At 59.8% G+C, this 14,668-nt stretch carries 11 protein-coding genes; 2 read left to right on the top strand and 9 right to left on the bottom strand.

The window, feature by feature from the left end:
* Positions 1–72 precede the first annotated feature (72 nt).
* From QZ822_RS06395 to QZ822_RS06375, 5 genes are all read right to left on the bottom strand, one after another.
* Positions 73–1,815 (bottom strand): ATP-binding cassette domain-containing protein, encoded by a 1,743-nt coding sequence (locus QZ822_RS06395; protein WP_294643419.1) that lies wholly within the window; start codon positions 1,813–1,815, stop codon positions 73–75.
* A 387-nt stretch (positions 1,816–2,202) separates the two neighbouring features.
* Entirely contained in the window at positions 2,203–3,990 is a 1,788-nt protein-coding gene (locus tag QZ822_RS06390) for an ABC-F family ATP-binding cassette domain-containing protein (RefSeq protein WP_294643417.1), read from the bottom strand.
* A gap of 511 nt (positions 3,991–4,501) precedes the next feature.
* Positions 4,502–5,314, bottom strand: coding sequence for an NrtR DNA-binding winged helix domain-containing protein (locus QZ822_RS06385; protein WP_294643414.1), 813 nt, complete (start codon positions 5,312–5,314; stop codon positions 4,502–4,504).
* A 261-nt stretch (positions 5,315–5,575) separates the two neighbouring features.
* Entirely contained in the window at positions 5,576–5,896 is a 321-nt protein-coding gene (locus tag QZ822_RS06380; protein ID WP_005508062.1) for a putative quinol monooxygenase, read from the bottom strand.
* A 136-nt stretch (positions 5,897–6,032) separates the two neighbouring features.
* The gene (locus tag QZ822_RS06375; protein ID WP_294643411.1) at positions 6,033–6,611 is read right to left on the bottom strand and encodes a TetR/AcrR family transcriptional regulator; all 579 of its coding nucleotides are present in this window, start codon (positions 6,609–6,611) and stop codon (positions 6,033–6,035) included.
* Between the two features lie 209 nt (positions 6,612–6,820).
* On the opposite strand from QZ822_RS06375, the gene QZ822_RS06370 reads away from it, so the two are divergent.
* A complete protein-coding gene (locus QZ822_RS06370) occupies positions 6,821–8,386 on the top strand; it encodes an MFS transporter (protein ID WP_294643409.1) in 1,566 nt (521 codons plus the stop codon).
* Between the two features lie 197 nt (positions 8,387–8,583).
* Positions 8,584–9,948 (top strand): CoA-disulfide reductase, encoded by a 1,365-nt coding sequence (locus tag QZ822_RS06365; protein WP_294643408.1) that lies wholly within the window; start codon positions 8,584–8,586, stop codon positions 9,946–9,948.
* Between the two features lie 505 nt (positions 9,949–10,453).
* Here QZ822_RS06365 and QZ822_RS06360 read toward each other — a convergent pair.
* The 4 genes from QZ822_RS06360 to QZ822_RS06345 all read right to left on the bottom strand — a co-directional run bounded on the left by QZ822_RS06360 (position 10,454) and on the right by QZ822_RS06345 (position 14,631).
* Entirely contained in the window at positions 10,454–11,524 is a 1,071-nt protein-coding gene (locus QZ822_RS06360; RefSeq protein ID WP_070690368.1) for an alcohol dehydrogenase catalytic domain-containing protein, read from the bottom strand.
* A gap of 292 nt (positions 11,525–11,816) precedes the next feature.
* Positions 11,817–12,671, bottom strand: a complete 855-nt coding sequence (locus tag QZ822_RS06355) for an anchored repeat-type ABC transporter permease subunit (protein ID WP_070833153.1) — start codon at positions 12,669–12,671, stop codon at positions 11,817–11,819.
* A complete protein-coding gene (locus QZ822_RS06350; RefSeq protein ID WP_294643405.1) occupies positions 12,668–13,555 on the bottom strand; it encodes a metal ABC transporter ATP-binding protein in 888 nt (295 codons plus the stop codon). The genes QZ822_RS06355 and QZ822_RS06350 overlap by 4 nt, the downstream gene beginning before the upstream one ends.
* Positions 13,552–14,631 (bottom strand): choice-of-anchor M domain-containing protein, encoded by a 1,080-nt coding sequence (locus QZ822_RS06345; protein ID WP_294643403.1) that lies wholly within the window; start codon positions 14,629–14,631, stop codon positions 13,552–13,554. The genes QZ822_RS06350 and QZ822_RS06345 overlap by 4 nt, the downstream gene beginning before the upstream one ends.
* Positions 14,632–14,668 lie beyond the last annotated feature (37 nt).

Genomic DNA, 14,668 nt, shown 5'->3' with positions numbered 1-14,668 from the left:
CCTCCACATTCGGAGGTGCTGGGCACCCGTTTGTTGTATTCAGAAGTTGCCCGCGGGGTTGGGCGCGGAACCCTAGAGCGCCAGCGTGCGGTCAATGCGGATGCGGCGGCAGAAATCCTCATCATGGCTCACCACAATGAGCGCGCCGGTATAGGCTTCGAGCGCCTGCACCAGCCAATCCACCGAAGAAATATCGAGGTTATTCGTCGGCTCATCCAACATGAGCAGCTGCGGCACAGGGTCAGCCAGAAGCACCTGCGCCACCGCGGCGCGGAACCGCTCACCACCGGAGAGCTCACTGGTCTTATGGTGCACGCTTTCGCGACGGAAAAGCAGCCGCGCCAGCTGGTCACGCAGATGCTGTTCGCTCACGCCAGGGTTAGCCCGCTGCACGCTCTGCAGAAGAGTGAGCTCCGGGTCGAGGGTGATGCGCTGAGGAATGTACGCCCCCTCGATGCAGTACTCGACGCGGTAGGCGGGCTCCACGGGGGAGCGGTACTCCGGGTCGCCGGCGTGGGCAATTGCCTCAAGGAGGGTGGTCTTGCCGCTGCCGTTTGCGCCGGTGATGCGCAGGTGCTCGGGGCCGCTGAGAATCAGGTGCTCGGGGCGTTCCGCCGGGGTTCCCTGCTGGCTCTCGCTATCAGCCCCGGCGGGTGAAATATGCAGAGAATCAACCTTGGTGGGTTGCTGAATGGCAAATGTTTCACGTGAAACCCGAGAGTCAACACAGCGAGAATCAACCCTGCTCAGCTCCAGCACCTTACGTCCCGCGGGTAGGGGTTGTTGGCTCAGCTCGGCATAGATTTTCTCCTGCACGCGGACCTCATTCTGCGCGTTCTGGTATTCCTCCTGAGCCTGCTCCTGCTTGCCGACGCGCAGAACTCGAAGCTTCGCCGCCGCCTGCCGTGAGGCATCCTTGGCGAGGGCAAGAATCGTATCCGGCTGGTCGTCCTTCCACACCTGCGCCATGTTCTTCGAAATAATCTCCTGCGCATGCACCCACTCACGGTGCGCAGAACGTACCCGGTTTTTCGCCTCGCTCACGCGACGCTGAGCTGCCTGCTGTTCGGTGTCCAGCGCCTGGCGGTAGGTGCTGTAGTTGCCTTCGAAGAGGCGCAGATGAGCCAGCCCCTGCCGGTCGGCGTGAAGCTCCGCAATCACGTGCATGCGCTCCAATAGGTCGCGGTCGTGGCTAATAATGAGCGCCGGGCAGGGCAGCGCTTCCAGTGCCGTGAAGAGCTGAGCCTTCGCCGCAGAGTCTAGGTTATTGGTCGGCTCGTCCAACAGAATGAACTCGGGGTCAGAAACCATCAGTGAGGCAAGTGCGGCAATGACCGCCTCGCCACCGGAGAAGCTGTGCATCTGGCGGGCAAAGAGTGCGCGAACGGTATCGGGGTTATCGCGGTCCACCTGGGTCCCCGGGGTGAACCCGTAGGTGGCCAGGGCGGTGAGGGTGCGCTCCTCAACGTCCCAGTTATCGCCAATAGTGTCGTAGAGTTCGGGGGAGTATTCGCCGGATTCCACTGCCTGCAGTGCCCACAGAATCTCGGAGATTCCACAGAGCTCGGCGAGGGTCTGTTCCCGATCCAGACCCAAATCCTGAGGCAGATACGCCATGCGCTCCGGCACCGCCAAAGAACCGGAATCCGGGGTCAAATCGCCCAAAATCAACCTCATAAGGGTTGTTTTTCCGCAACCATTATCGCCAATGAGTCCGGTCAGAGGTGCCGAAAACACCGCCGAAAGGTTCACAAAAAGTGGAGGCTCACTCGGGTGCGCGTACGAAATATGGTCGAGTGTAATGTGAAATGACATGGGCCGAGTTCCTTCGAGTAGGTGCTCGGATTCCTGTCAGCGCACGTGAAGGTGTGAAGGCATGAAAAAACCCGAGCGTAACGGTGGATGTACCTGTGCCCGGGTGCGTGCGCGCTGATTGGAACACGTAGAAACGTGTCCGTAGAGCTGCTGCGTGAGCGCGCGAAAAATTCTTCTGAGTCCGGGCTTATGCTCGGTGGGTCATTTCTTTGATGCCTCCTAGATTCCGAAGAGCACCCCGGTCGCGCCTTGGGTGGCTTCGGCCAAACGATACGTTCAGCTCCGCCAGCTACCCCCGTGGTGGGGCAACATGGATAGAGAGCTGATGGCTCAAGCATAGGAACTATATGGGCGGCGGGTCAAGCACCCTCCCATGTAGGAGAAGATTCAGCGTGCTGATTCCCTGAATGGTTCCTTCCCGAGAGTTTTTGTTGAAAGGTTGAGTGTGCGGTCAATGCGGATGCGGCGGCAGAAATCCTCATCGTGGCTCACCACGATGAGCGCGCCGGTGTATGCTTCGAGCGCCTGCACCAGCCAATCCACCGAGGAAATATCGAGGTTATTCGTCGGCTCATCCAATATGAGTAGCTGCGGCACCGGATCCGCCAGAAGCACCTGCGCCACCGCGGCACGGAAGCGCTCACCTCCGGATAAATCCCCAATGCGCTGATGTACGCTTTCGCGACGGAAGAGCAGGCGCGCCAGCTGGTCACGCAGATGCTGTTCGCTCGCACCGGGATTCGCCCTCTGTACGGTTTCAAGGAGGGTGAGCTCCGGGTCGAGGGTGATGCGCTGCGGCAGGTATGCGGTGTTGTCCAGGCGGTAGAGCACTTGGTATGCAGGCGGCACTGGGGAGCGGTAATCAGGGTCATTCGCGTGCGCTATCGCATTGAGAAGCATGGTCTTGCCACTGCCGTTTGCTCCCGTGATGTGCAGGTGTTCGGGTCCGGTTAGGATAAGAACCTCGGGAAAATCTTGGATTTGAAGCAGATAATCAACTTTATAAGGTTGTGTTTCACGTGAAACGGTGTTTTGGGTGTATGCATTCTTAAGGTTGGCACTCTGCGGTGTAGACGCGCAAGAGTCGTTCTTCACCCGATGTAATTCCAGTACTTTCCGCCCCAGTGGGAGCGCATCCTGAGCAAGTTCCAGATAGATACGCTCCTGCACGCGCAGGTTCTCTTGGGCTTCTCCAACTGCCGCCCGCGCATCCGCCACCATGCTTTCGTGGGCTGTGTGAAGTTTCCCGGCAGAGCGCTCTGAACTGTTCTTATCCAGGCCCATAGCCATGCCAGGTTTCCGCTTTGATCGCTCAAATTCGCGACCTCGGCGAGTGTTGCGATCGAGCTTAATCTGGTTCTCGGCACGCTCACGCTCAGCCTTACGCGCCTCATTCTTCGCCTCGGTCACGCGACGCTGAGCTGCCTGCTGTTCGGTGTCCAGTGCCTGCCGGTATGTGCTGTAGTTACCCTCGAAGAGGCGCAGATGAGCCAGTCCCTGACGGTCGGCGTGAAGCTCGGCAATCACGTTCACGCGCTCCAGCAGATCGCGGTCGTGGCTGATAATGAGCGCCGGGCAGGGCAGCACCTCCAGTGTCGTGAAGAGCTGGGCTTTCGCCGCGGAGTCCAGGTTGTTCGTCGGTTCGTCGAGCAGAATGAACTCTGGGTCTGAATACAGAAGCGCGGTGAGTGCGGCTGTGACCGTCTGGCCACCTGAAAAGGTGCTAAGGGGACGCATCAGAAGGTTGCGACGGGCCTGTGTATCGGTCGTAGTGAGGGCAGGACCAAAACCATGTTCGGCAAGGGCTGCGAGGGTACGTTCTTCAATATCCCAGGCGTCGCCTATGGTGTCGTAAAGGCAGGGGGAATAGTCGCCCGATTCCAGCGCATCAAGCGCCTGCAGTATTTTTGTAATTCCAAAAATATCAGCAAGATGCTGATGCCCACTCAACCCTAAATCTTGCGGTAGGTACGCTATGCGCGGTGGGGTACTGATTGTGCCTTGACTAGGATTTATGTCGCCAAGAATAAGTCTGAAGAGGGTAGTTTTTCCGGCGCCGTTATCGCCGATAAGCCCGGTGAGTGGCGCAGAGAATACCGCGGAAAGGTCTGTGAAAAGTGGGGGCTGGCTCGGGTGTGCGTACGAAATATGGTCGAGTGTAATGTGACGTGACATGGGCCGAGTTCCTTCGAGTAGGTGCTCGGATTCCTGCCAACGCACATGAAGGCGTGAAGGCATGAAAAAACCCGAGCGCGGTCTGTAGGTACACGTAAGCCCGGGTAGTGGGGTGGACGCATAAAAGCGCATTGACCTGGTGTTGTTGGATCCGGGCTTATGCTCGGTGGGTCATTTCTTTGATGCCTCCTAGATTCCGAATACCGCCCCGGTCGCGCCTTGGGTGGCTTCGGTCAAACATTGCGTTCAGCCCCTTAGGTTACCCCCACGGCGGGGCAGTATGGATAGAGAGCTGATGGCTCAAGCATAGAAACTGTGTGGGTGCTGAGTCAAACACCCTCCCGCAAAACCTTCTGACAAGTACCGATACCCCCTAGAAAGCACTGGAGAGTACTAGAGAACACAAAAGGAGGGGTGGCACCGCACGGTGCCGCCCCTCCTTTTAGGTATTAAATCTTAGGCATTAAATCTGCGCGCATACAACGCGGCTAATGTCCGAGAATAAACGCTATTACGCCTCGTGGCGTTCACGGTACATGCCCAGCGGGCCCGCATCCGCGTACGCCTGAGCGTCGTTGTAACGGTACAGGCGCGGCGGGCGGTGACGGGTGCCCTCCACGCGGCGGCCGGTGTCAATAATCGACTTCGACGCCGCAATCTGGCGTCGGAAGTTCGCCGGATCCAGGGTGCGACCCAGAATCGCCTCGTACACCTCACGCAGCTGCGCCAGGGTGAACTCTTCACCCAAGAAAGAGTGCGCAATACGCGAGTACTCCACCTTGTTCTGCAGGCGGTAGAGCGCGTACTCAATGATTTCGTTGTGGTCGAAGGCGAGCTCGGGCAGCTCATCCACCGGGAACCAGCGGATGTTCTCGTGCACGCGAGTGTTCTCGACCTCGGTGGCGGGAATCGACGCCCAGTACACCACGGAAACCACGCGCTCGTGATCAGTACCGGGTGCCGGTTCGGGCTCGCCCACAACGCGGGCGGCACGCGCCTCGGGGGTGCGCAGAACGTCACCGAATGCGTAGAGCTGCTCCAGGTAGCCGGGCTGCAGGTTGGTTGCGCGCTTCAGGGTCGAAGCCGCTGCCTCTTCGAGGGAAAGATTCGGGTTGAGCGGACCGCCGGGCAGCGCCCACTGGCCCTTATAGGGCTCGCGGAGGCGGCGAACCAGCGGCAGCCACAGGGTCGGGTGGATTTCGTTTTCCTTGGGGCGCAGTGCCAGAATAACGGTCGATACGGCGAGGGATACAGAGGTGTGGTCCACGTCGTTGTGCTCTTCAGCGGCGACTGCGCCGGGAAGAGGCTGGGATGCGATGCTCATTCAAGCCTCCTGTGCGAATGGGTATCGATAGGTGTGCATACTCTATCCATTTTAAGGGGTTAATAGGGTAAAAATGCGCGCAAGGCACTCGCTGAGTCGAAAACCGGTACCATTCGCGTCGTATCAAGGGGAAAAGTTCAGGTACCGGACACGCCAAAGCACCTCTCCTACCTGTCCAATAGAACAGGCAGGAGAGGCGCTTTGGCGTCTACTTATGCAGTATCTAACTATGCAATTTTAGATGCAGAGTAGGGGTGCAGACTAGTCGATCTGTAGCTCGCCCATAGCGTCCCAGCCGTCGCCGTCAACCAGGCGAGAAACAATCTTCGGGGTTGCGGTCAGCATGGGGCGCATGTCCTTCAGAGCCTGCTGGAAGTGGTCAGAGTTCACGTGCGGGCCAGCTGCGTCGTCGTTGAAAGCCTCGAGCAGAACGAACTCGTTCGGGTCCTCGATGCTGCGGGACCACTCGAAGAACTTGTTGCCTTCCTCGGCGCGGGTTGCCTCGGTGAAAGCGCGGGTCTTCTCAATCCACTGGTCGGCGTATTCGGGCTTGACGGGGAACTTTACGGCAATGAAAATCATCGGAACTCCTTGGTTGAAGAGTAGATACGTACCCTTCCAGTTTAAGCCCCGGGTGCTCGCCGGCGCTGAAGAATAGGGTTTGAGGTAGCGGTTTTAGCTTGTGGCTTTAACCGCTGTGTCGAGTGGCTTTTGTGGTTTAATGAGCCGCCGCCTTGAGTACCTGCAGGGCGCGTTCGAGTGCCGCTCGGTCTGCCGCGATGGCTGCGGCCCTCTGCGGGCTGGCGGAGTCGCCTCCGAATGCCGCGTTGTAGTACATGCCATCACCCAGAAGCAGCACGGTGCGGGCGATCTGTTCATCACCCAGCTCAGCGAGGACGAGCGCATGCCAGCCATCCTGTACGCGGCTCATGGTCTGCTGGGCGAGCTCATTATTGTTCTGCGCCAGGCGGCTGAGGGCAATGAGGGCACGGTCGAACGGGGTGTTATCCGGCGTGGAGGAATTGATGTAGTAGGCGCTTGCCCCCTCGGGTGCCTGCTTCATCGCCGCGAAGTCCTCTTCAGCCAGGGTGAGGGTGCGTTCTGCGAGCGCCTCAAGTAGCGCCTTCTTGGAGGCGAAGTGGTAGAGTAGCCCGCCCTTGGAAACCTTGGCGGCGGTGGCTACAGCGTCGAGGGTTGCGGCGCGTTCTCCCGAGCGAATCAGCAGGTCGACGTAGGTGTCGAGGATGTGCTCGCGGGAGTTGTTGGCGCGCTGTTTGCGGTGGTTGGGGGTGGTCATGGGTACCAGTCTAACCGCTTGAAACTGTACCGTCCAGTTGGTATAGTTAATCTTCGTTTGTGGACCCGCCCGGACACCTAAAACCCCCGGACAAGCCCCAAACCCTCACTAAAAGACTTACTAAAAGACCTAGTCCAAAAGACAGGCCGAGCTGATGCCGCCGCGTCCGCCGCATCGGCCGAAACCCCATAGACGCACGAAAACAACCCATGACGAATCACAACCCGCACACCACGGCTCTACCTATTCACGCCCCCGACCAGAAGACTAAGCGCTGGGCGGCACTCGGCGTGCTCATGCTCCCGGTGCTCCTGGTCTCCATCGACAACACGGTGCTCGCCTTCGCGGTGCCCGCAATCGCCAAGGCGCTGAGCCCCTCCTCCGCGGAACAGCTGTGGATCGTTGATGCCTACCCGCTGGTGCTCTCCGCCCTGCTCGTGCCCATGGGCGCTATCGGTGACCGCATCGGCCGCCGCAAGCTGCTGCTCATCGGTTCGACCGGCTTCGCGGCAATTTCTGCGCTCGCGGCGTTCGCGCCCTCCGCGCTGATGCTCGTGGTTGCCCGTGCCCTGCTCGGTATTTTTGGTGCGATGCTCATGCCGGCAACCCTGTCGATTATTCGCAATATCTTTGTGGATGCGACCGAGCGCCGCATCGCTATTGCCGTGTGGGCTTCGGGCTTCTCCGCCGGTGCGGCGCTGGGCCCGATTGTGGGTGGCTTCCTGCTGGAGCACTTCGACTGGGGTTCCGTGTTCCTGCTGGCTGTGCCGATTCTGATTCCTCTGCTGATTCTTGCCCCGATCATGGTGCCCGAGTCTAAGGACCCGAACCCCAGCCCGGTGGACCCGCTGAGCATCCTGCTGATCATGGTCGGCATGACCGGCATTACCTTCGGTCTGACTCACACCTCCGAAGCCGGTTTCGACGCGGTGGCTATTAGCACCATCCTTGCCGGTCTGTGCTTCATCGTCCTGTTCGTGCTGCGTCAGCTCAACCGCGAGAAGAACGATATTCAGCCCATGCTGGATGTGCGACTCTTCCGCAACACCGTGTTCACCGGTGCGATTACCGCGAACCTCATCTCCATGACGGTGGACGTTGGCTTCATCTACTTCGCCTCCCAGCACCTGCAGCTGGTCTCCGGTCTGCCGCCCATGTACGCCGGCATGCTGCTGATTCCCGGTACTTTGGCGACTATCATCGCCGGCCTGGTGATTGCGCGTGTTGCGGTGCACTTCCACCCGGCGCAGGTGGTGTCCTTCGGTCTGGCTCTCAACGCCGCCGCGTTCGCGGTGCTCGCCTTCCTGGGTGCGCACAGCGACGTGGTTATTATCCTCATCTTTATTGTGCTCGGTACCGGTATCGGTATTGCGCAGACCATTTCGAACGACCTGATGCTCTCCAGCGTGCCGCCGCGTAAGGCGGGTGCGGCGTCCGCGATTTCTGAGACTTCCTACGAGACGGGTGCGGTGCTCGGCACCGTCATCATCGGTGGTATGCTCACCGCCGTCTACCGCGCGAACGTGGTTGTGCCCTCCGGCCTGGATGAGTCTCTCGCTGACCACGCCCACGAAACCCTCGGCGGTGCCGTGTCGGTCGCAAGCCATGTGGGCGGCGAGCAGGCAAACCAGCTGCTCTCTTCCGCATTCGCCGCCTTCGACTCCGGCGTGGTGCTGAGCTCCGCGTTCAGCGCCGTGCTCATGGGTGTTATGGCTGTTATCAGCTACCTCATGATCCGCAAGGCGCCGCGCGAAATGAAGCCTGCTGAACACTAAATCTTGATAGATAAGCCCTGCCTCCTGTTGCTCTTAAGCATCGGGAGGCGGGGCTATTTTACGCACCCACCTGCGCATTTAAAGGTTCAGCACAGGTACCGGTGGTACGGTAAAAACAGTGGGCTCACGCCCGAAAAAGACGCCCACAAAAAGACCGAGGAACCAGCGGCTCCACACAATCAAGGAGGAACGCCACCATGGGACTCAAAGACTGGATTGCACCCTTCATTACACTGCTCATCGGTGCCAGCACCATCTTCATCTCCTACAAGAACTACCAGGCGCAGGCGGCGGCAAAACCCTCCGAACTGGCGCGACTGGAACTGTGGAGCAAACTCCTCACCGAAGCCGGCTTGGACCTCAACGCCCTACCCGACCCCGAAAAGCTCACCTCCGACCAGCGCGTCGTCCTCGAAAACTACCGGGTCTTCCTCAAACGTGCGTCCCTCGAATCGAAGCTGCGTAAAGTTGGCATCGACAGCAACCGTATCTTCAGCCTGCTCATGAAGCGTGCGCACTCTTCCGTGAAGCCTACGCCCATCCCCATTGGCGACTCGATTAGCTACTACCGCCTGATTCTGCGCGGCCTGCTGTACATTTGGGTGCCGCTCGCCGTGGTGTTCATCGGCGTGCCCATCATCGTGGTCACCATCGCCTACCTGATTGGCCTGTTCACGAACCACCGCGGCAATCTGTCTGACTTTGCACTCTCCCCGCTCGCCGTGGTGCTCCTGATTGTTGGTGCGGTCGCCGTCGGTGCCCTCGTGTACCTGCAGAACCGCATTATCTCCGCCATTATCGCGAACAATGTGTACTTCTACTTCTGGGATATTTACGGCTCCAAGAAGGGCGCTCGCGACTCCAAGGACGCCTACAGCGAGCGCCTGGCGGCTAAAACCTACGCCGACCAGCTGTTCCTCGGTCAGCAGGAGTTCGCTCACCAGTTCCGCGAGAACATGTACATGGCGGGTATTCAGGAGATTGATGAGTACCCGCGCGTGCTCAGCGACAGCGTGATGCTGCCGCGCAACTACCGGGTTGCGGAAACCACCGAGGGTGAGGACCGTATCGACCGCTTCGTGAACTGGGTGCGCTCCAAGATTGGTTTTGAGCGCCTGGAACCGCGCATCATCTACAGGCTCGAACATAAGGACGCGCACAAGGATGCGAAGAAGGAATCCGCGCACGGTGAGCCGGTAGCTACTGAGCAGGGTGTTTCTGGGCAGCCTGTAGAGGCGCCGGCTCAGGATAAGCCGGAGGATGCACAGAAGGCTCCGGAGGCGCCTGCCTCTGCGGAGTCCGCCTCGGAGGAGCCCATCGTCGCGGAGGTGTCCGTCGAGGCTCCTGCCGAGGTACCTGCCGAGAATCTGGCTGAAGTACCCGTTGAGGATGCGCCCACCGAACCCGTCATCGGAGGCGCCACCGACTCTTCTGCCGCAGCTGGGGCAGACGACCCCACGGAGGCGTTCACCCGCATCCTGCACGATGCTGCCGGTCATGAGAACACCGGTGAAAAGAATGCCGCCGGAGAAAAACCCAGTACTGAGAAGCCTAAAAACTAAATAGCCCGCCCGAGGCACCGAAAACCGGGCATGAGAAAAGGGTCGCAGCCTACGAGTTCGCCATTGAACCGTAAGCGTGCGACCCTTTTCCTTTCCCTTCAAGGGCGAGCAGAATCGGAGGTACCACCCGACCAAGAAGAGCCAAATGATGCGCCCCTCCACCGGTAGAGGTTGCCTGGCAGAAGAACCCGCCGAAGCAGGTTGGCAGAGCGCCCGGCAGAGGGTGCATCACGCTTGAGGAACCGCCCCAGAGCCCACCGGAGAGGGGGCTGAGGGAACAGAAAACCCCGAGCTGGCGCATCTCTACATCTTCAGATTTCTTACATCATCAGAAAATAACTACATCTCGGGGTAGGGGAGGACGATTCGCGCTCCGGGTGGAACCTACCCACTCCCACCCGGAGGCGAATCCTAGGGATGTTCGCAGTGTCATGAATACATCCCACCGAAATCCCTCACAAACGTTCGGGGTTTCAGTATGAGCGGTATATGAGCCTACCGCAGTCTATGCCGCAACCTCCGGGTCGCGGGAGATAACAACCTTCACCACGTTGTGCTCAGCAGCGTGGCTGAACAGGTCGTAGGCTTCCTCGAACTGGTCGAAGGTGAAGCGGTGGGTTGCCATCGCCTTAGCGTTCAGACGACCCGAGCGGACCATGTTCAGCAGGTTACCGACGGTGTTGCAGTTGACCAGGCCCATGTTGATGCTCACGTTAGAAATCCACATGGTGTTCAGGGGCAGCTCAACGGGCTTGCCGTGCACGCCAGCGTTCGCGATGTTGCCGTAGGGGCGAACAATCTTGGTGCAGGTCTCGAAGGTCTGTGGAACGCCCACAGCCTCAATTGCCACGTCCACGCCCAGGCCGTCGGGGGAGAGAGCCTTAATCTTCTCGATGAAGTCCGGGTCGCCCGCGTTGACCTTATCGGTTGCGCCCAGCTCCAGCGCCTTGTTCATGCGGTTATCGTCAAAGTCGACGGTGATGACGCGGCCGGCACCGCAGAGATTAGCGGTCATGATAGCGCCCAGACCCACAGGGCCCGCACCCACAACAGCGACGGTGTCGCCGGGCTTGGTGTGACCGTTCAGAATACCGATCTCGAAACCGGTGGGCAGAGCGTCGGTGAGGAAGAGGACGTCCTCATCGGTCAAGCCCTCCGGAACCAGGTGAACCGAAGTCTCAGCGTAAGGAACACGCACGTACTCCGCCTGGGTGCCGTCAATCATGTAACCGAAAATCCAGCCGACACCACCAACGGTCTGGCAGTGCGAAGGCTGGTTCGCCTTACAGTAGGAGCACTTACCGCAGCTAGTCACGGCGGGAATGATGATGCGGTCGCCGACCTTCAGGTCAGTCACCGCGGAGCCAACCTCGGTAATGGTACCGACAGCCTCGTGGCCGAGGATACGTCCGTGGTCCACCTCGGGGCAGTCGCCCTTCAGGATGTGCAGGTCAGTACCGCAAATGGTGGTGGTGTCGACACGGGCGATAACGTCCGTGGGCTCAAGAATGGTGGGGTTCGGGACTTCCTCCCAGGCGCCCTTCTGATCGGGACCGTGGTACACATATGCCTTCATGGTGACTCCTTCGTTGAAGCTCTGATGAGGGTGCAGTGACTGCTTTATCACTACATGTATCAACCTATAAGGAATATTTGATAGGTTGTATTTTCATTAAACCCGACGTGTTGAATTAAGCGCTTTTATTACGCGGAGTGTATCTTTTAGTTCTTTAAACATAAACATGATTCAGTTTGGGTATTTAATACCTGTAAATAACGCACGAGGCGCACCCCTGAAAACAGGGATGCGCCTCGTGCGTTATATGTAGAAAAGTTGGGTTGAGCTGGGGTTAGTCCTTCAACTGGGTTTAGCTCTTCAGCTGGGCGCGCGCTCGCGAACGAACCGCCGTCACCGCCCACACCAGCACAAAAGCCGCCACCATCGACAGCACAATCGTGCCACCGGTCGGCAGGTTAAACGCCCAGGACAGGTACAGGCCAATAATCGAGCAGATACCGCCGAACACCGGCGAGAACACCATCATCGACCCCAGTCGGCGGCACGCCAGGCGCGCAGCCGACGCCGGAATCACCAGAAGCGCCAACACCAGCACATTACCGAGCGTCTGCAGGCCCAGCACCACAGAAATGGTCACCAGAACGTACAGCACAATATCCAGGGCAAGCACCGGCAGACCCATCGCGCGGGCACTCTCACGGTCCAGGCTGACCGTCACAATCTGGCGGTGGAACAGCCACAGCACCAGCAGGATAACGGCACCCATAATCGCGGCGTTGGTAATGTCCTCATTCGAAACACCCACAATAGAGCCGAACAAGAAGTCCTGCACCGACCCCGAATAGCCCGGCGCCAACGAAATAATCACAATACCCAACGCAAAAGACGCGGCAAAGAAAATACCAATGACGGAATCCTCGCGTAGCCGCTGATTCTGGCTAAAAATAGCCACCAGAATAGCCGTCACCACGCCCGCGGTCAGGCCGCCCACCATCAGGTTGCCGCCCAACACGAACGCCACCGCAAGACCCGGGAACACCGAGTGCGCCACCGCATCGCCAATGAAGACCATGCCGCGCATCAGTACGTGACAACCCACCACGCCGGTGACCACCGACGCGAGCAGTACCGCCGCCAGGGCGCGCGGAAGGAACGCCAGCGACGGGTTGAACAGGTCGGCAAGAAAATCGATAGGAGTAATCAACGGGCACCCCCGGTAGAAGCAGCAGTGTCAGCGTGGGCGGGGGAGGCGGAATCAACCGAAGCGCAGGAATCCGGCAGCTCGTGGCCGTACTCATCCAACGCACCACCGGCACAGGTGAAGCCCGTGCGGGCGTGGCCCTGTGCCTCCTCAATGTCGTGGCCGTGCAACCACGTATGCAGCTGCTCCAGGCTGAAGGAGTCCGCCGGACCATCCAGGTGAATATTGCCGCGCACACCGCATAGACGCGAGCAGGACTCACGCGCCGCCAGCATGTCGTGCGTAGACATCAGAATGGTGATGCCCTCATCCGCCAGCTCGCGGTACAGGCGAGTCAGCGTGGTCTGGGTCGGGGCGTCCACGCCCGTGAACGGCTCATCCAACAGCAGCAGGGAGGGGTTCGCCGCCAGAGCGCGCGCAAGCAGCACTCGCTGACGCTGGCCACCGGAAAGCTCCGCAATGGAAGCGTCCTGCAGGTGCAGAACATCGGTGCGTTCCATCGCCGAAAAAACCTGCACCCAATCCTTCTTCGCCGGGCGGCGGAAGAACCCAATCTCACGCACGCGACCGGTCATCACCGTATCCTTGACTGTCAGCGGAAAATCCCACTGGAACTGGTGCTTCTGCGGCACATAACCAATATGCGCACGCGCCACACGCGGCGACTCACCCAACACCCGAACCTGCCCGGACGCCGGGCGAATCAGACCCAGGATGGTGCGCAACAGCGTGGTCTTACCGGCACCATTAGCGCCAATCAGACCCGCAAACTCGCCGCGCTCCAGGGTCAGGGACAAATCCTTGAGGATGGAGCGGCGCGCGTAGCCCGCGTACAGGTTCGAAATCTCTAGAACGGGTTCAGTACCCGCTGTTACCGACGCGCTCACGAACGGTCACCGCGCACTTCATCCAGTGCCTCACGCTGCGCGGAGGAACGGCGACGGAACGAAAGGAATGCGCCCACTGCAATCACAGCTGCCACGCCTGCGGCAATAGCACCCCAGGGGATAGTGAACTCTGCCTTGTAGCCGCTCTGGTCACTCGCCGCGGCGGCAGAGGAAGACCCCGAAGCCTGGGTGCCGGCAGCCTGGGAAGTAGAGCTAGACGAAGCATCCGAAGAGGCAGAAGAAGCCGCGCCCGAGGAACCGCGTGCCTGCGCCTCCATCGCGTACAGGGCATCGGCGCTCGCCGAGTCACCCACCGCAAACTTCAGGTAGCGGGTATCGGTCACGGTCGAACCGTCAGAGAGCTCAGCGCTCGCGGTGACCTTCAGCAGGTACTCGCCGGGGGCGGTGAACACCCAGTTCGCGTGGGTGTGAGTGTTCTTCTCAACCCACAGCTTCTGCGGCTCACTCTTGGTCGAGGACCACAGCACCTGCGGTGCCGAGAAGTTGCCGTTCTCCAGGTACAGGCTGAACGTGCCGGGGCCGCTCACCTGCTCCAGGGTCAGGTTCACGCCGCGGTTCAGCTTGGACACCAGCTGCGGATCCTGCGTGTTCCAACCCGGCCAAATCACGCCCTTGGTTTCGGTCTGCGGAATCACGTACACCTTCGAGCCGGCGGGTGCGCCCACGAAGGAGTAGCGCGGGTCGTTCGGCACCTCCAGGATGGCCTTATCGCTACCGCGGTAGATGACCTCGTCCAGGCTGCGCCAGACGGGGCTCTCGCCGTGGTCGTCGTGGAGCATGAGCTCAAACTTGCCGTTGTTGAAACGAGGACCCATATCCACGTGACCGGCGGAAATTTCGGTACGGCCGGATGCGACCGGCTGCTCCGCCGACAGGGTCTGGGTGAGAGCGCGATCGCCGCGGCTCAGGTTGCTGTCACTCGGCTGAGCGGAGGCGCTCTCGGTGGTTGCCGGGGTGGTCTCCGCGTGTGCCACGCCCAGGGGTGCGAGCATGAGGCTAGCGCCCAGAGCCAGGGCGGACAGGCTACGAGAAGAGCGGGTGGTTGAGTTCATCATGAGGACTTCCTTGAATCATGACCTAGGTGGTGTGTGA

This window comes from uncultured Rothia sp. (assembly GCF_916715725.1).
In the GTDB taxonomy this organism is placed as follows: Bacteria; Actinomycetota; Actinomycetes; order Actinomycetales; family Micrococcaceae; genus Rothia.
Note: the sequence above shows the minus strand (reverse complement) of the source record. Positions and strands in the feature narration are given on the sequence as shown.